Below are 16,733 nucleotides of genomic sequence, written 5' to 3'. Positions count from 1 at the left end.
CTGATTCCTTGCAGGAAATTTCAAAAAACTTATTCGTATTTCTCGACGGCAAGTTCAAGCTGGTTGATGATGTCGATTTGCTGGGGGCACATGCTCTCACAGAGGCCGCACTTGATGCACTCGCTTGCCCTGCCTTCGGCTGTCTGCCAGCTGTAGAGTTCCTTCACGAACTCGTGGTCATGCGTCATGGATTCGAGGTTCAGAAGCTCCATGACCGTGGGAATCTTCACGCCCGAAGGGCAACCCTTGACGCAGTAGTTGCAGGCCGTACAGGGAATCTCCGCCAGCGAGCGCAGCTTCGTGATTGCGCGCTCGAGCGCCTCGTGCTCGGCAGCCGTGAAGGGCTGGTTATTCGCGTAGGACGCGACGTTCTCGTGCGCCTGATCCATGTTCGACATGCCCGAGAGCACGGAGATGACATTGGGGAGGTTCCAGCAGAAGCGATAGGCCCATTCGGCCTGCGTCGAGCCGGGCTTTGCCTCCTCGAGAATGGCCGCCACATCATCCGGCAAGTTGCAAAGGCGTCCACCGCGAGCCGGCTCCATGATGATGACCGGCTTGCCATGCTTCTCTGCCACCTCCATGAGACGCTGCGCGTCATTGTGAGGATCGTTCCAGTCGAGGTAGTTCACCTGGAGTTGCACGAAGTCCATCTCGGGGTGCTCCGTGAGGAGCTTGTCCAGACAATCGGCATCATCGTGCATGGAGAAGCCCACGTAGCGGATCTTTCCGGCGGCCTTCTGCTCTTGCGCCCAATCCCACATGCCATACTCATCGAACTTGGCCGTACGCTTGCCGCCCACGTTATGATGCAGGAAGTAGTCCACGTAATCGGTGCCGAGGCGCTTGAGCGAGATATCGAGGCACTCCTTGGCAGCCTGCTCATTGGGCATTGCCCATGCCAGGCATTTGGTTGCAATGGTGAACGACTCACGCGGATAGCGCGCGACGAGCGCCTTGCCGAGCGCCACCTCGGACTCGCCCTCGTGATAGACGAACGCGGTATCGAAATAGGTATTGCCGGCCTCCATGAAGGTATCGACCATCTGCTCGAACTGGGGGATGTCGATGCTCTTGACGTCGTTTTCGTCGAGAAGAGGGAGCCTCATGCAGCCAAAGCCCATCTTGGAAGCGGGAAAAATAGCGTCATTCACGGTATGGTCCTTTCGTCAGCGGCAAACGCCGTGTTGGCATGACATCAAAATCCGATGCGCATCATAGGCATTAAAGCGAACTTTAAGTCAAGGAATCCGCGCGGAATTCCCCTGGAAGGTCAAGGTTTGCGCGTCTAGAGCGCGGTGCCCTCCTTGAATCTGCAGAGCCCCTCCCATCGATTTCACGTGACAGAATTGAAATGTAGGGCATCTGGGCCGAGCCCTTTCACTCCATCTTCTACAATGGCGACGTGACCATGCGAAAAAGGAGGTGCCGTGAAGATTCTCGTCGTGGAAGACGATCCGCTCATCGTGCGAACCCTGGGTGAGCTTCTCGAAGCGGAAGGCTACGAGGTCGCCACGACCGCCCGCCAGGACGAGGCGACCACGCTTCTAGCGCAGTCGACCTTTGACCTCCTCCTTCTCGACATCACCCTTGCGCAGGGAAACGGCTTTGCCGTCTGCGCCGCCGCCCGTCAAGCGCATCCGGACATGCCGGTCATCTTCCTCACGGCATCCGACGACGAGTACTCGACCGTTGCCGGACTCGACATGGGGGCGGTCGATTACATCGCGAAGCCCTTTCGCGCACGCGAGCTGCTCTCGCGTATGAGGGTCGCGTTGCGGCAAAACACCAGTGGCGGTTGTGCGCTACGTATCGGAAACCTGTGTCTCGACCCGACAACGGCCGTGGTGAGCAAAGACGGCGAAGAGATCGTGCTTTCGGCCCTCGAATACCGTCTACTCCTCTACTTCCTGCAGAACCAGGGACGGCTCATCACGCGCGAGATGCTGCGCGATGCCATCTGGGATACGGCGGGCGAATACGTCTCCGACAACTCCATCAACGTCTATATCCGCCGCCTGCGCGAGCGCGTCGAGGACGACCCCGCGCATCCGGAAATCATCGTCACAGTCCGCGGGCTCGGCTACCGCATCGGAGCGGGGCAATGAGCAGGCAGGTCGTATTCCTCGCCATGCTGTGCGTCGCCGTCACCGGTGCGGCGTTCCTTGCCGTCGGCGTGGAGGCCGCACTCTGTTGCGCCATCCTCTCCCTTGTCGTCTTCGTCTTCTTCCTCGTCGTCTCGCTGCGCCGCCGTGCCGAGATACGACGCCTCACGGATGAGATCGACGAGGTCCTCAACCTCGGCAGGCGCCTGAGCTTCTCGAATTGCCGCGAGGGCGACATCGCCGTGCTCGCCAACGAGCTTGAGAAGATGGTGGCGCGTCTTGCCCGGCTCACCGCCCAGCTCGAAAGCGAGAAGACCTCGCTGGCAGACTCCCTCGCCGATATATCGCACCAGATACGCACGCCGCTCACGGCAGCCGAGCTCATGTTGCCGGCCATCGAGCGCGCGGAGGGCGAGGAACAGCGCAAGATCCTCGTACGTGACCTCGAGCACCTGCTCGACCGGGTGTCGTGGCTCGTCGCCACGCTGCTTAAGATGGCCAAGGTCGATGCCGGGGCGCTGCACATGGAGTCGCGACCGGTGCGCGTCGGCGATGCGGTCGCCCGGGCCTGCGAGCCACTTGCGCTGTCGCTCGACCTGCGCGGCATCACGCTCGTCACGACCATCCCCGACAACGCCACGTTCACGGGCGACGAAACCTGGTGTGCCGAGGCAATCGAGAACATCGTCAAGAACTCGATGGAGCACTGCAAGGCCGGCGGGACGATCACCATACGCGCCAGCGAAGATACCCTCGCCTGCCACATCTCCATCAGCGACGACGGGCCCGGCATATCCGAGGAAGACTTCCCCCACCTCTTCGAGCGCTTCTACCGAGGTAGCGCATCGAAGGAGGGCGAGGGTTTTGGCGTGGGACTCGCGCTTGCCCGTTCGCTTGTCTCCGGACAGGGCGGCACGCTGCGCGCAGCCAACCTGCACGGTGAGGATGGCACGCCCGCCGGCGCCGTCTTCGAAATCGCCTTTCCCAAGCTCTGCGTCTGACGTGCGCCGCGTATCCAGCTTACAAAGCCGTAATGTGCGCGTCACGACCACGCTAGCTTGTCGCACCATACTCGTCTGCGTATCCCGGACACGTGTAAGAAAGGAGCAACCATGGACATCCTCAAGGTCACCAACCTGACGAAGGTCTACGGTAAGGGAGCGCAGGCGACATGTGCGCTGGACGACGTCTCGTTTTCGATTCCGGAGGGCCAGTTCGTCGCCATCGTTGGCGCATCGGGCTCGGGCAAGTCGACGCTCTTGCATCTCATCGGCGGAGTGGATCGCCCCACGTCGGGTACCGTCGAGCTCAACGGCGCGAACATCTACGCACGCACCGACGAGCAACTCGCCGTGTTTCGACGCCGCGAGGTGGGCCTCGTCTACCAGTTCTACAACCTCGTGCCCATACTCAACGTCGCCGAGAACATCACGCTGCCGGTTGCCCTGGATGGGCGCGCCGTGAACGAGGAGCGCCTCTCCGCGCTCATGCGCACGCTCGGGCTTCAAGGTTATGGCAACCGCCTACCCAATCAGCTTTCCGGCGGTCAGCAGCAGCGCGTGGCCATCGGACGTGCACTCATGAACAACCCGGCCATCGTATTGGCCGACGAGCCCACGGGCAATCTCGACTCGCAGAACTCCCGCGAGATCATGGCACTTCTGGAAGCGGCAAACCGCGAGGCGGGACAGACGCTCATCGTCATCACGCATGACGATGACATCGCGCTGTCCGCCGACCGCATCATCGCGATCGAGGATGGCCGCATCGTATCCGACGAGAGGATCCGATGATGAAGGTCATGACATCGTTCACCATCAAGTCGTTACGCACCTCGACGGCCCGCACCGTCGTCACCATCGCCGGAGTGGCGCTTGCCGCGGCCCTGCTCGTGGCCGTGCTCTCCTCCTACGTTTCGGCCACCGATTACCTCCTGCGCAACGAGGCGACGGCCAACGGTACCTGGATGTCATCGGTCATCGTGCCCGATGACGCAACGAGCCGCGACGAAATCGCGGCGGCGCAGAACGCGCCCGACGTCGAGGCACTTGCGACGTTGCAAGACGTGGGTTTTGCCGGCTTATCGGACGAGCAGCGACTCACGCTCGGCACCTACTTGCCCATACTCACCAGCACGGGCTCGCTTGACGAAGTCTGCGGTATCCACCTGGCCGAGGGCCGCATGCCGCAAAATCCCGGCGAGATCGCCCTGCCCGGCATCTGGCAGCGTCACGGCCCCGCCACACTGGGCGATAGCGTCACGCTCGATGTCGGAAGCCGTCGCGCCGTACTCGCTCCCGGCGAGCAAGGCAGCATGAGCGGCGCCTCCTTCGCCGTCGATGACTACGATCCCGAGTTCGAGCCCAAGGGCTACACCGTCGAGGACGGCTCGTCCCTCAACTCGTCGATGGGATATCTCGATTCCGCCGATGACAACGGCAAGTTCGACGAGGAGCTCGTCGGCGTGCAACCGCGCACCTTCACCGTGGTCGGCTTCATAGAGACCGCCTCCTGGGGTACCATGACCGGCGTGGGACCGGCCGCCCTCACCTTCGATGACACCGCTACCGGCGACATCGAGGTCTTCCTCGACATCACCGGCGTCTCCACCGTCAAGCAGGTCCGCGAGCGTACCGCCGAGCTCTTCGGCGACGCTGACATCGAAACCCATGTGAATCTCCTGCGCTATATGGGCATCAGCGACCACGGCTCGATATGGGAGACCTTCTTCTACCTCGTGGTCATCCTCGCCGTCATCATCATGGTCGCTTGCATCTCGCTCATCTACAACGCATTTGCCATCTCGGTCAACGAACGCATGCGGCAGTTCGGTCTGCTTGCCTCGATTGGCGCGTCCAAGCGCCAACTGCGCCGCGCGGTCCTGCTCGAAGGCGTCATCATCGCCGTCATCGGCGTCCCCATCGGCATCGCGGTGGGGCTCGGCGCATGCGCGGGCATCTTCGCCTGGCTCGGCAACGCCATCGCCGACATACTGGGCGGGCAGTGGAGTTCGTTCTACCTCGTCGTCGATTGGCGCGTGGTGCTCTTCGCCGTGGTCCTCACGGCGCTGACGGTACTCGCGAGCGTCTGGATTCCCGCCTTGCGCGCCGCCCACGTCTCCCCCATCGACGCGCTGCGCCAGAGCTCGACAATCAAGCTATCGGCCCGTGCCGTGCGCGCGTCCGGCGGACACGGCACGCTCGCGCTCTGGAAGCGCCGGGGCGTGTCAGGCACGGTCTTCGGCATCGGCGGACAGCTCGCCTCGATCAACCACAAGCGCAACGCTTCCAAGGGGCGCGCCGCGTCCGTTTCGCTGGCCCTCGCCATCATCCTGCTCATGACTGCCGGGTCATTCTCGTCGCAGCTCGGCATGTTCACGAAGGTGGCCGGCAACCTCTCGGAAGCCGATGTCACGATGACGGTTTCCCTGGAGCCCACCAACGAACGGGCATCCGCATCCGAAGCCATCGAGGCGGTCGGCGCCGATGTCTACGCCCAGGCGAGCGCCGTGCAAGGCATGACGCCTCTGGGATGGGCGCTCGTCTCGACCCAGGGGGCGTTCGTCCCACTGCCAATGGCGGGAAGCGCGTGGAAAGATACGGTTGCCCCAAGCTGCATCGTAGACGAAAGCGTGCCCACACCGCTCTTCGTCGCCTACCTGCCTGCCGACGAGTTCGCAGCCTATGCGAAGGACAACGGCGTCGAGCTCCCGGAAAGCAGCGACGCTCCCGCCGCCATCGCCGTGCGCGAGGGCTACGGCAACACCGGAAGCGTGTACAGCTACGACGAGCTCTTCGTCAAGACCGGCACCCTCGACATCGTGACCGGCATCAAGGGCGATGAGACGGCCATGGCAAGCGTCGTGGTGTCTGACACCGACAACGACGGCAAGGAGACGTTCGAGTTCACGCGATGGGAGAAGGATGGCGGCTACACGGACCAGAGGCTTGCAGCCGACGAGCTCGTGCGCACGCCCGTCGAAGTCGTGGGGTTGGCGGAAAAGAGGCCCGCTTGCATCGCCTCGAGCAGCGGGGCGACAATCGTCGTCTCCATGGATGACCTTGGCGCTCTGCCCCTCATCGGCGCGACAAGAACCGTGTCCTTCTCGGCTGGCTTCGACACCGCCGATGGCGAGGAGGCGGTCAAGGCCCTTTCCGGGTTCGGTTCCACCTTCGAGGACGCCGGCTACAAGATCTACTTCAACCAGGTGATGGACAACGCGGCCCAGGAGCAGTCCATGGCCATGATGGTGACCGTGGTGAACGTGTTCTGCTTCCTGTTCTCGTTCATCCTCACGCTCATCGCCCTTGCCAACGTGTTCAACACCGTGACCAACGGCCTCATCCTGCGCAAGCGCGAGTTCGCGGTCATGGAGTCCATCGGCATGGGCGCGCGCCAGTTCCGCTCGATGATAGGCTGCGAATGCGTCGGGTACGGCCTGCGCGGCCTCATCCCCGGCATCATCGTGTCGTTTGGCGTGAGCTACCTGCTCTACCTGGCGCTCGGCATCTCGATGCGCGGCCTTCCCTACACGCCGCCGTGGACGTACCTCGTCCTGGGTTGCGGGCTCGTGATCGTAGTCATGGCCGCGAGCGTGCTCTACGGCCTGCACCGTTGCCGCAAGGGCGACATCGTCGAAGCCCTGAGGATGGAATAGGGCCGGCAGCGTAGCGTCGTCTCGAGCAGGGTGCGCCCCCTGTCATTCCGAGCGAGCGCCCCCCCTGTCATTCCGAGCGAGCGCAGCGAGTCGAGGAATCTTCTCCGTCACTGAGAAAGCGATGGTCGAGATTTCTCGACTTCGGCGCTACGCGCCTTCGCTCGAAATGACAAGGGGAGGCACGACTACGGTCCCTTCGCTCGAAATGACAATGGGAGGGCGTCAGATCACGAACGCTCGTCGGACCCGAAGGCCTTCATGAGCAGTGAGACGATGCCGCACAACAGGCCGCCGATGGGCCACGCAAGCCAGAAAAGCGACTGCGCGTACGAGTGCGTCGGTACGAAGAGCATAACGAGGCCGGCGATGGTGGCAATGATCATGATGCAGCCGCAAATCGCGCCGATACGTTTGTCGGTCGCGTGCGTTTGGAGAAGCTCGCGCTTCTGCTCATCGGTCAGGGGTGCCGACTCGATCTCGTGCGCCTCCAGCACCTCGCCGGCGCTGCGATTGTAGTTGGCGATGTTCATGCGGCCGTACATCATGCCACCGTACACGATAAGTCCCGCGCCACATGCTATGAGCATGAGCATGACGGATGGGGCGACGCATTCGGACAGCGCCGTGTCGGCGGTGGCGATGACAAAGCAGACGCCGACGAGTATGCACATGATGCCACCCACAAGGCGCCAGCTGAAGTGCTTGCGCGCTTCTTCCTTCTGGGCCTGCGTGTAGAAATCCTCGATGTAGGGATGCTCGCGTACGAACGCGCTGTGACCCATACCACCGGGTATGAGCATGGCGAGCCCGACCCCCACGCCCGCAAACAAGAGCAAGGCTCCCAACGCCGTGTAGACGTTCTCGGAAAACAAACCCTCCAGCGGACTATACGTGTCAATGTCGGCGGCACAGAAGAACAGGATTGACAGCGCGACGCCGAAGACGATGGAGAAGACGCCAATCGAAACCTTGCGGGCAAACCCCCGCATGTGCTCGTCATAACCCACGACATCGACCGGCGGCGTTCCCGGCACCACCGAGGCTGCTGACTCCACCGGACGGCCGGTAAGGTCTCCCTGCACGAGCTCGTCGAGCGTGCAGTCGAATATCTGGCACATGCGCAGGAGCTTGTCCATCTCCGGGTACGACTTCTCGGATTCCCATTTGGTCACCGACTGCCGGCTCACGCCGAGTATCATGGCCAGCTGCTCCTGGGTCATGTTGTGTGTTGCGCGCAAGTACTGGAGGTTTTCTCGAAAGCTCATGTCATTCCTTTGCGTTGGGTGCGATTACATCCCAAAATCTACCGAGTGGCAAGGTGACATTCTACCAACCAAGAGATGCTTTTTGCCGCGTCTTCAAGGCACCCACTGGTTGCCAACCGCAGCTCACAGATATGCAAACCGAAAATGAGACAGTTGCTCCGAGCAGCTGTCTCGTCAGATGCCCTGCGCTGCGACCGAGATACGCTCGCAAGCGCATTCGCTCGGGCGCAACGCATCGAGGCGGCGGTTCCTGAAGTAGATCGCCCAGTTGATGCCGAGGAACGCGAGGTTGAGGATGTAAATCCAGAAGACCCAGTTCATCGCCCCAAGAACGACCTTGGCCGCGATACCGCACAGGTAACCGAGGCATATGAGCGTGAGAAATTGCCAGCTCGTCCCCTTCGCCGTCCTTGCCCTATACGACTTCCACGCGTTCATGGGCCATGACAACCCGAAGCATATGAGCATCGTGGCTTCCAGCAGCTCCGCCAATAACATCGCAACTCGCTTTCTCTCGCATTCTTCCAAAGGCAAACGAGGCAGATGGACAGGGTTCCTTTTCTCATTTGCCGAAGCTCATTCTCCTATTCTCACGTCATATATGTCTAATATATAATTCGTTGTGTTTTCATATCACTTTGATATGAATAAGCACCTAATCTCGTGAGAAACCGGAAGACGCGATGGACGTAAGGCAGCTCAAGTACTTTCTCGTGACGGCGCAGCTGGAGCATGTCACCCATGCGGCACGCAAGCTCTCCATAGCGCAACCCGCCCTCTCGCAATCGCTCCACAGGCTCGAGGCGGAGTTGGGCGTGAAGCTCTTTGTCCGGGAGGGAAGAAACCTGAGGCTGACCGAGGAAGGCGCCTACCTGAGAGACAGGCTCTCCCCCATCGTGGCGGAGCTCGACAGCGCATGCGCAGGCCTCGAGGCGTTCGCAAAAGCCGAGGCAAGCACGGTGAACCTCTGCATCGCGACCGCCTCGGTCATCGCTGTCGATGCAATCGGCACCTTCGCGCCCCAGCACGCAGAGACGCGATTCGACGTCAACAGGGATGACGCATCGCCCCGCAACGACATCATCATCGACACGGTCCAAAACGCGGATGGCAAAAGCGGCAAGACCGACATCGCGAACTCCCACGCCGACTTCGCGGAGCGCGTCTGCATAGCCATCCCGGCATCGAGATCACATGGAGAAGCTATCGCACTCGACGAGCTCGCGGATGCGCGTTTCATCAGCCTCGCGGGATCGAGGCGCTTTCGCTCCATCTGCGACGAGCTGTGCGCGAGCAGGGGCTTCGAGCCCGACGTCATGTTCGAGAGCGACAATCCGGCCGTGGTCCGAAAGATGATAAGCTTGGGCTTGGGCGTCGGATTCTGGCCCGAGCGCAGCTGGGGTCCCGTCAACGGCGACGACGTCATCGTCTTGCCGTTGGCAGATGACACCTTCTCGAGGACGATTCACCTCGAACTTACGCCACGCGGCATCGAGAAGGAAGCGGCGCGTACGTTCTTCGAACACCTCGTCGAGCACTTCGCGAGCGTATGGGAGAGATGATTGCAGAACCCAACCTTGACCGAGCGGTATTACTACCTGGACGCTTTGCGCATCATCGCGATATGCGCGATTGTCCTGCTCCACGTCGCCGGTTCGTATTGGTACGAGCTTGACGTTTCCAGCTTCGACTGGCACGTCGTAAACGCATACGACTGCATGACGAGATGGGGTGTCCCCGTGTTCGTGATGATCAGCGGTGCGCTCTTTCTCGACCCCAGCCGTCCGCAACCCCTCAAGAAGCTGTGGGGTAAGAACATCCTCCACATCGTGGCGCTCATTCTCTTCTGGGGCCTTTTCTACGCGTTGATCTACGACCGGCCCGGGCAGCTCTCGCCCGAATCGCTCGTGGGCTTCCTCGAAGCGGCCATGTTCGGTCCCCAGCATCTCTGGTTCCTCTTCATGCTCATCGGGCTTTACGCCATCGTGCCGTTGCTCAGGTGCATCACGGCAAGCGAAAGTGCCACGAAGTACTTTCTCGCCATCGGATTCGTCTTGAACGTGGCGCTTCCCCTTGTAACTATCGATGGCATGTTCCCGTTGCTGGACAGGCTCATGGGCGCCTTCATGATTCAGCTGCCCCTGGGCTACTCGTTCTACTTCGTCCTTGGCCGTTACCTCGCCTCGCATGTTTTCACGCGGCGCGTCCGCATCGGCATCTACTTCCTGGGACTCCTTTGTCTCGTTGTGGCGACGGCGGCATCCGCCTGGTTTTCCAACATTGCCCACGCGGCGGACAACGTGATAATCGCGGGCTCGTGTTTCTTCATGTTCGCTGCAGCGGGCATCTTCGTCTTCGTCAAGCAGCTGTTTCACAAGCATGAGCCAAGTGCGCGCGGCAAGCGCCTCGTGATGGCACTTTCGTCGTGTACCTTGGGAGTCTATGTCATCCACATCTTCGTGCTGCGATTGCTGATGCAACTCGGCATGAGCGGAATCGTCCCACCTGTCCTCGTCTCGATTCCCGGCATGGCGCTGCTGACCTGCGTCCTCTCCTTTGGCATCGCCTACGTGCTCAAGAAGATTCCGGTTTTCGGCTCCTATTTCGTGTAGGTGGGATTCCGACTACCCGAGACTTGGATTCCCCGCATGCGCGAGCGGACGGGCCCCGTTACGGTGTATGCTGGAGCTGGACGAGATTGGCGGCGATGGGAGAGGCTATGATTCACGAAATCACCGACGAGAACTTCGAATCCGAGGTCATGGACGCGGGTACGCCTTGCATCATCGAATTCACCTCCGACTGGTGCGTGCTGTGCAAGGACATGGTCCCCGCGTTCGAGAAGGTCGCCGAAGAGCTCGGTGACAAGGTGAAATTCTGCAACGTGGACACTGGCAAGCAGCGCAAGCTGGGCATCACGTTTGCCGTCGGGTCGCTCCCCTACGTCGTCTACGTGGCAAACGGCGAGATGACTCCGCTCTTCGACGAGCTCGTATCGGTGGACAGGTTGCGCGAGCGCGTGCAGTTCATGCTCGACGGCGGCGAGGTCGCGACGACCCGTCCCGTCAACCTCGCGCATTTGCACCGGTAGCGATTGTCGACGTCGATCGTCGAGCAGGAACAGACAAACCGCAGGGCGGAGTAAGGGGTCACCTCTCCCCGTAGTGATATCGGCACGAGGCGATTTCGATGTTCGACCCGACAATCCGGTAGACGAGCCTGTTACATTCGTCGATGCGCCTTGACCATAGACCTGACAAGTCACCACGCAGCGGTTCGGGTTTCCCGATACCTGTTGACATGCCGTTTCGCTCGATATCCTTTATGAGCAAGTTGATTCTCTTGAGTGTTTTACGATCCTGGGATTGCCACCACACGTAGTCTTCCCAAGCTTCGGGAGCCCAGACCTTATTCATCGTCCACCAGCTCGTGAACGATACCGTGCCCCTCGTCGAGCGACGCTACGCCACGTCTGATGTGATCCAGATTCTCTCTGTTGTAGAAGGGATCGTACGAGACCTCGAAGGGGATGCGATGCTCGCGGCCCATCTTCTTGGCGAAGATGTTGAATGCCGTGCTCATGCTCATGCCAAGCTCCTTGCATGCGATTTCCATGTCGCGTTTGACGTCCTCGTCCATGCGGACGTTTACCATCGTGCTCGCCACTGTATGCCCTTTCTCCCTAATGAGAGTATAGGGAATGAATGTAATGATGTAAAGATAAATGCTTTACATTGTATATACGAATTGCATTTTAACGAATTGTATGAGATGGACTACCGGCTCGCCTAAATCGAGACGAGCCGGCGCTGATACGCCACGTGCACGGCGGCGACATGACCTTCGCGGGCAATCGCGTCTTGCAGCGCGACGGCGGGCAGCTCGTAGTCGTTATTGTTCTCGGAGACGTGCATGGCGATGACTGCCGTAAGCCCGTCATGCAGCAAGCTCGTGAGCTCGGCGGCTGCCTGCTCGTTGGAGAGATGCCCGCGCTCCGAGGCGATGCGCCGCTTGAGCGAGTACGGATACGGCCCCTCGGCGAGCATCTTCGGGTCATGGTTTGCCTCGATCGCGAGGAGACGGCACCCGCCCAGCGCCTCATGCGCCTGGGGCGTCACGACGCCCGTGTCAGTCACGTAGCCGATCGCGTCGCCACCGCATTCGACGCGAAAGCCGAAGGACTGCGCCGCATCATGCGAGGTGGCAAACGCGTGAATCGCGAATCCGGCAAGGTCAAGCCCGTCACCAGCGGTAAAGGAGGCAATGTCGCAGAGACCCTGCTCGAGCAACTCGCCGATGTCGCGGCTGGCATTGCGCACGGCCTGCCCTGCGAAAAGCGTCGGATGCACGTCAAGCTTGGCGAGCGCCCGGTAGACCACCCCGAGTCCCTTGGTATGGTCGGTGTGCTCGTGCGTGATGAGGACGCCCCTCAGCCGCCGCAAATCGAAGCCCGCCTCGTCGCAGCGAGAGAGGAAATCGCGCTTGCAGATGCCGCAGTCGATGAGCAGGCCCTCGCCCGTCGCGACGTTCTCGACGATGGCGGCGTTACCCTTTGACCCGCTCGCGAGCACATGAAGCCGCATGCGCACGTCATTCGCCCGTTGTGTCACGTTATCATCCCGCAAGCTTCGCTATACCCAGCGGACGCGTGACATATCGAAACGCTTGGGGCTACGCGGCTCGAGCATCTCCTTGGGATGTCCGACGGCGATGAGCGCAAAGGGGATGCAGCCGTCTTCTGCCCCGATGACCTTGGCGACGGCCTCGATGCGGTCTTGCTCGGGATAGATGCCCAGCCATACGGCACCCAACCCCAACGTCTGCGCCTCGAGCAGGATGTTCTCCGTGCAAGCCGACATGTCCAGGGGAACGCAGCCCTCGAAGCGCTTCTCGCCAGCCGATACGCACGGCACGATGACGAGGTCGGCCTTGGCGGCGGGGTGCGCATACGGGCTGCATGCGGCAAGCTCTTCCTTTACCTGCGGATCACGCGTGAGAACGAATTCCCATGGCTGCTGATTGCCCGCCGACGGAGCCGCCATCGCGGCCTCCATCAGCCGCTCGACCTGCTCGTCACTCACCGGCTCATCGATGAACTCCCTGATGCTCACACGTGTGAAAATCGCATCTTCCATGGCTTGCTCCCTTCACTCGCTTGCTCCTGTCAGTTTACTACCTCAGCTGCTCGCGAGCTCGTCGAGCGCATCGCCGGTGACCCGGTAGGCCGTCCGCTCGTCCATCGGCTTGGCACCAAGTAACAGGTAGAAGCCGATGGATGGCCCATTCCAATCCAGACAAATGTTGCCGGGGCAGCTTTGTCTTATTTCCCACGCAGGGTCTCGAAGACCTCCGTGAGGAAGCTGGGATCTTCCGAGTCCACGACAACCATCATCGTCTTCGAGCCTTCGTAGGGCAGTCGGCGCTGCGCGTCCGGGAAGAGCGCATCCAAGCACTCGAAGGGCTTGAGCAGCAGCTCGTCATCGTAGATCCCGCCAACGACCACATCATCGAGGTAGACGATGTACTCGCCCATCATCTTGCGCGTCCTGATGCCATCGACGCCCGCGAGCAGCTCCAGCACGTAGTCGTGGTACTCCTGCGATGAGGCCATGTGCCCTCCCCTTTTTTCGTGCGGAATGAAACGATGCTGCCAGTATACTTCCCCGCCATGCCAATGAGAAAACGATCGGTACATTTCTCATGACAGCACCGGATAGATGCGCCATACTGCTGGGCAGTCAACGACACGGAGAAAACACCATGAGCATGCCCGAGATGAGACGCAAGCTGCAGCACATTCCGCACGACGAGTGCCTCGCGATGCTGCGCGACGGCCAGTTTGGCACGCTCGCCGTGCATGGTGCCGACGGCTACCCGTATGCAGTGCCCATGAACTACGCGCTGCTCGACAACGGCGAGGAGCTGCCGCTCATCTGCATGCACAGCGCTCAGCAGGGTCACAAGATCGATGCGATTGCGCGCGTTGCCAAGGTCAGCTTCACCGTCGTGGGGCAAAGTCGCATCGTTCCCGAGAGGATAACCGACTACTTCCAGAGCGTCATTGCCTTTGGCAGGGCATGGGTAGAAGATGACCCGCACATCAGGCTCGACGCCCTGCATGCACTCGGAGAAAAGTATTGCGCTGGCTTCGAGAACCTCGTTGAAGATGACATCGCCAAAAGCGGTCCGCGCTGCTCGATCATCCTCGTGCGAATCGAGCAGATGACGGGCAAAGAGGGACGCGATCTAGCCAAGGCCCGCAGAGAATAGCCATGCGCGCCTTCATCGCCCTGGACATTCCACAGGCTCTGCGGGAGGACGTCGTCGCCCTGGCACGCCAGCTCAAGACGTCCGTAAGGGGCCGCTTCGTACCCCGTGAAAACTATCACGTGACGATCGCCTTTCTGGGGGATGTGAGCGAGCGTGACCTTGCCGAGGCCATGACCGTGCTCGACGAGGCGGCGAGTCGCTTCGACCCCGTCGAGCTGCCACCCGATGGGCTGGGCAAGTTCGGACGCGCGAACGATGCGACCCTGTGGCTCGGCTTCACGCAGGACCCGAAGCTCATGGAGCTTGCCGCCTTCGTGCGCGAGGGTCTCGATGATGCTGGCGTGAATTATGATTCCAAGCCCTTCGTCCCGCACCTCACCATCGCCCGGCGTGCCGCACTTGACTCAGGCACGCTACCGGCCCTGCCCTTCCCCGCTCCGGCACATGCCGATGAGCTCACGCTCTTCAAGAGTACGCTGACAGGCGATGGCGCAATCTACGAGCCGGTCTACACGGTACGGCTTGGGGACTGAGGCGCTCTGCACGGCTCGCGATGCAAATTTTTTGCGTAAATGTGAGACCTCCTGAACCTGGAAGGGCACTTCATGCGCATTTTTTTTCGATAATGTGAGACTAGACGAGGAATCGGTCTCACATAATCGCAAAAAAGTACAGCAGGCAGCCTCGTGTCTCACATAATCGCAAAAAACGTGCAGCAGGCCACCGTAGACCTCACATAATCGAAAAAAACGTGCATCTCGCCAACGACAACCTCGCACTTAGGCAATTTCTTTACATGCCATATTTCGAATAGAATGAATCGCATGACACACGGGAGAACACAGCAACAAGCTCGCATCTGGTACGTGGAAGACGACACGGACCTCGCGCAAGCAACGACGCGATTGCTTTGCGAAGTCGGCTTCGACGTGCGCACGCTCCCCGACGCTACGAGCGCGCGATTGGCGCTCGCACAGACTCTACCGGATTTGCTCATGCTCGATTGGAATCTACCTGATGCAGACGGCATCTCCCTCTGCCGCAGAGCAAGGAATATCGATCCCGAACTTCCCATCCTCATGGTTACCGTGCGCGATGAGCCGCACGATATCGTCGAAGGGCTCGAGAGCGGCGCTGATGACTACGTGACCAAACCGTTCGACGCGAGCGTCCTCGTGTCGCGCATCCGCGCCCTGCTACGCCGTTCATCGCCGTCACGCACCGTTTTGAGCTGTGGCAACGTACGCATCGATGTCGACGCCGCCTGCGCGTTCCTTGGCGACGATGCCCTCGACCTCACGCCGACAGAATATCGATTATTGCAACTCTTCCTCGAGAACAAGGGGCGCATCCTGACGCGCAGCCAGATCGTCCAGAGGATCTGGGATACCGATGAAAACGCCGTGTACGACAACACGCTCACCGTCACGGTAAAGCGTCTGCGCGCGAAGCTAGGAGCCTCCAACTGCATCAAGACCGTACGTAGCTTCGGGTACCGCATGGAGGAGCTGCCATGAACATGATAATCGCCCTCGTCCTCGGCACCATCATCGGCGCGGTGCTCGTGGCCCGCCAGGCATTCCGTTCCAGGCAGCGTCAGGAAGGCCGCATCCGCAATCTCTCCGTCTATCTGGAACGTGCGGTCGCAGGCCAGGCGCCCATACTCGAAACATCCGGTGAGGATGAGATATCGCAGCTGCAAGACGAGATAGTCAAGACCGTGACAGCGCTCGAGTATGCCCGCCGACGCGCGACTGAGGACAAGGAAGCCTTCGCCGAGAACCTCGCCAACATCGCACATCAGATAAAGACCCCCATCGTCACCATGTCACTTGCCGCGGATGATCTGCCCGACGGCGAGCAGGCGGATGTCATTCGACGCCAACTCAAGAGACTCATGCAGCTACAGGATGACCTTCTCATGATGGCGCGGATCGATTCGGGCGCGCTCGTGCTCGATATCGACGATTGCGATGCATACTCACTCCTGGAAACGGCAGCCGACGACATCGACAAGCTCGCATGTCATAGGCAGGTCGCGATAGACGTCGAGGAGGGCGGTACCGTGAGCCTGCGCGCGGACTTCCACTGGATGTGCGAGGCGATCTCCAACATCCTCAAGAACTGCGTCGAGCATGCACCGGCACACTCCACCGTGCACGCATCCTATGCCGATAACCCCCTCTACACCGAACTGCGCATTTCCGACGAAGGACCCGGTTTCTCTTCCGATGACCTTGCCCATCTCTTCGATCGCTTCTACCAGGGACGCGGAAGCGTCGCTGGCGCGACCGGTCTCGGGCTTTCCTTCGCCCGCCAGCTTATCGAGGCGCAAAACGGAACCATCGCTGCGGAGAACCTCCCCGCCGGCGGAGCGCTGTTCGAAATCAGAATCTATCGTCACCCCATTGTCACTTTGCATTCGTAAGTTAGACC

General features: G+C 60.6%; 20 protein-coding genes. 11 read left to right on the top strand and 9 right to left on the bottom strand.

What is annotated here, in order from left to right; translation table 11 throughout:
* Window positions 1-29 precede the first annotated feature (29 nt).
* Window positions 30-1,124, bottom strand: a complete 1,095-nt coding sequence (locus tag DBY20_02825; protein PWL79399.1) for a Fe-S oxidoreductase — start codon at window positions 1,122-1,124, stop codon at window positions 30-32.
* Between the two features lie 306 nt (window positions 1,125-1,430).
* Here DBY20_02825 and DBY20_02820 point away from each other — a divergent pair, with 306 nt between their 5' ends.
* The 4 genes from DBY20_02820 (at window position 1,431) to DBY20_02805 (ending at window position 6,762) form a co-directional block, all read left to right on the top strand.
* Complete coding sequence (locus tag DBY20_02820) at window positions 1,431-2,108, top strand: DNA-binding response regulator (protein PWL78834.1); 678 nt, start codon at window positions 1,431-1,433, stop codon at window positions 2,106-2,108.
* Complete coding sequence (locus tag DBY20_02815; GenBank protein PWL78833.1) at window positions 2,105-3,106, top strand: sensor histidine kinase; 1,002 nt, start codon at window positions 2,105-2,107, stop codon at window positions 3,104-3,106. Before DBY20_02820 ends, DBY20_02815 begins: the two co-directional genes overlap by 4 nt.
* A gap of 111 nt (window positions 3,107-3,217) precedes the next feature.
* Complete coding sequence (locus DBY20_02810; protein PWL78832.1) at window positions 3,218-3,898, top strand: peptide ABC transporter ATP-binding protein; 681 nt, start codon at window positions 3,218-3,220, stop codon at window positions 3,896-3,898.
* Window positions 3,895-6,762, top strand: a complete 2,868-nt coding sequence (locus tag DBY20_02805; GenBank protein ID PWL78831.1) for a hypothetical protein — start codon at window positions 3,895-3,897, stop codon at window positions 6,760-6,762. Before DBY20_02810 ends, DBY20_02805 begins: the two co-directional genes overlap by 4 nt.
* 227 nt (window positions 6,763-6,989) lie before the next feature.
* Here DBY20_02805 and DBY20_02800 read toward each other — a convergent pair whose 3' ends face one another.
* Both DBY20_02800 and DBY20_02795 read right to left on the bottom strand, forming a co-directional pair.
* Window positions 6,990-8,027: an XRE family transcriptional regulator gene (locus tag DBY20_02800; protein ID PWL78830.1), complete on the bottom strand. Its 1,038-nt coding sequence runs from the start codon at window positions 8,025-8,027 to the stop codon at window positions 6,990-6,992.
* Between the two features lie 174 nt (window positions 8,028-8,201).
* Window positions 8,202-8,519 (bottom strand): hypothetical protein, encoded by a 318-nt coding sequence (locus DBY20_02795; GenBank protein PWL79398.1) that lies wholly within the window; start codon window positions 8,517-8,519, stop codon window positions 8,202-8,204.
* Window positions 8,520-8,710: 191 nt separating this feature from the next.
* Here DBY20_02795 and DBY20_02790 point away from each other — a divergent pair, with 191 nt between their 5' ends.
* The 3 genes from DBY20_02790 to DBY20_02780 all read left to right on the top strand — a co-directional run bounded on the left by DBY20_02790 (window position 8,711) and on the right by DBY20_02780 (window position 11,118).
* Window positions 8,711-9,589, top strand: coding sequence for a LysR family transcriptional regulator (locus DBY20_02790; GenBank protein ID PWL78829.1), 879 nt, complete (start codon window positions 8,711-8,713; stop codon window positions 9,587-9,589).
* Window positions 9,590-10,639, top strand: a complete 1,050-nt coding sequence (locus DBY20_02785) for a hypothetical protein (GenBank protein ID PWL78828.1) — start codon at window positions 9,590-9,592, stop codon at window positions 10,637-10,639.
* Window positions 10,640-10,734: 95 nt separating this feature from the next.
* Window positions 10,735-11,118: a hypothetical protein gene (locus DBY20_02780; GenBank protein ID PWL78827.1), complete on the top strand. Its 384-nt coding sequence runs from the start codon at window positions 10,735-10,737 to the stop codon at window positions 11,116-11,118.
* 58 nt (window positions 11,119-11,176) lie between these two features.
* On the opposite strand, the gene DBY20_02775 is transcribed toward DBY20_02780, so the two are convergent.
* From DBY20_02775 to DBY20_02750, 6 genes are all read right to left on the bottom strand, one after another.
* On the bottom strand, window positions 11,177-11,443 hold the full coding sequence (locus tag DBY20_02775) for a Txe/YoeB family addiction module toxin (protein PWL78826.1): 267 nt from the start codon (window positions 11,441-11,443) through the stop codon (window positions 11,177-11,179).
* Window positions 11,436-11,693, bottom strand: coding sequence for a type II toxin-antitoxin system antitoxin, RelB/DinJ family (locus tag DBY20_02770; protein ID PWL78825.1), 258 nt, complete (start codon window positions 11,691-11,693; stop codon window positions 11,436-11,438). The genes DBY20_02775 and DBY20_02770 overlap by 8 nt, the downstream gene beginning before the upstream one ends.
* A 122-nt stretch (window positions 11,694-11,815) precedes the next feature.
* Complete coding sequence (locus DBY20_02765) at window positions 11,816-12,610, bottom strand: MBL fold metallo-hydrolase (protein PWL78824.1); 795 nt, start codon at window positions 12,608-12,610, stop codon at window positions 11,816-11,818.
* Between the two features lie 48 nt (window positions 12,611-12,658).
* Window positions 12,659-13,162: a nitroreductase family protein gene (locus DBY20_02760; GenBank protein ID PWL78823.1), complete on the bottom strand. Its 504-nt coding sequence runs from the start codon at window positions 13,160-13,162 to the stop codon at window positions 12,659-12,661.
* 42 nt (window positions 13,163-13,204) lie between these two features.
* Window positions 13,205-13,351 carry an N-acetyltransferase gene (locus DBY20_02755; GenBank protein PWL79397.1) on the bottom strand — a complete coding sequence of 49 codons (147 nt, stop codon included), beginning with the start codon at window positions 13,349-13,351 and terminating at the stop codon, window positions 13,205-13,207.
* Window positions 13,348-13,638 (bottom strand): competence protein TfoX, encoded by a 291-nt coding sequence (locus DBY20_02750; GenBank protein ID PWL78822.1) that lies wholly within the window; start codon window positions 13,636-13,638, stop codon window positions 13,348-13,350. The genes DBY20_02755 and DBY20_02750 overlap by 4 nt, the downstream gene beginning before the upstream one ends.
* Window positions 13,639-13,727: 89 nt before the next feature.
* Between DBY20_02750 and DBY20_02745 the strand changes: the two genes are divergently transcribed.
* From DBY20_02745 to DBY20_02730, 4 genes are all read left to right on the top strand, one after another.
* Entirely contained in the window at window positions 13,728-14,297 is a 570-nt protein-coding gene (locus DBY20_02745) for a 5-nitroimidazole antibiotic resistance protein (GenBank protein PWL78821.1), read from the top strand.
* A gap of 2 nt (window positions 14,298-14,299) precedes the next feature.
* Entirely contained in the window at window positions 14,300-14,830 is a 531-nt protein-coding gene (thpR, locus tag DBY20_02740; protein ID PWL78820.1) for an RNA 2',3'-cyclic phosphodiesterase, read from the top strand.
* Between the two features lie 282 nt (window positions 14,831-15,112).
* Window positions 15,113-15,814 carry a DNA-binding response regulator gene (locus tag DBY20_02735; protein ID PWL78819.1) on the top strand — a complete coding sequence of 234 codons (702 nt, stop codon included), beginning with the start codon at window positions 15,113-15,115 and terminating at the stop codon, window positions 15,812-15,814.
* Window positions 15,811-16,725 (top strand): sensor histidine kinase, encoded by a 915-nt coding sequence (locus DBY20_02730; protein PWL78818.1) that lies wholly within the window; start codon window positions 15,811-15,813, stop codon window positions 16,723-16,725. The genes DBY20_02735 and DBY20_02730 overlap by 4 nt, the downstream gene beginning before the upstream one ends.
* Window positions 16,726-16,733: the final 8 nt, after the last annotated feature.

The organism is Coriobacteriia bacterium, from assembly GCA_003149935.1.
GTDB lineage: Bacteria > Actinomycetota > Coriobacteriia > Coriobacteriales > QAMH01 > QAMH01.
The sequence above is the reverse complement of the archived record's forward strand: the minus strand, read 5'-3'. Positions and strand labels throughout refer to the sequence as shown.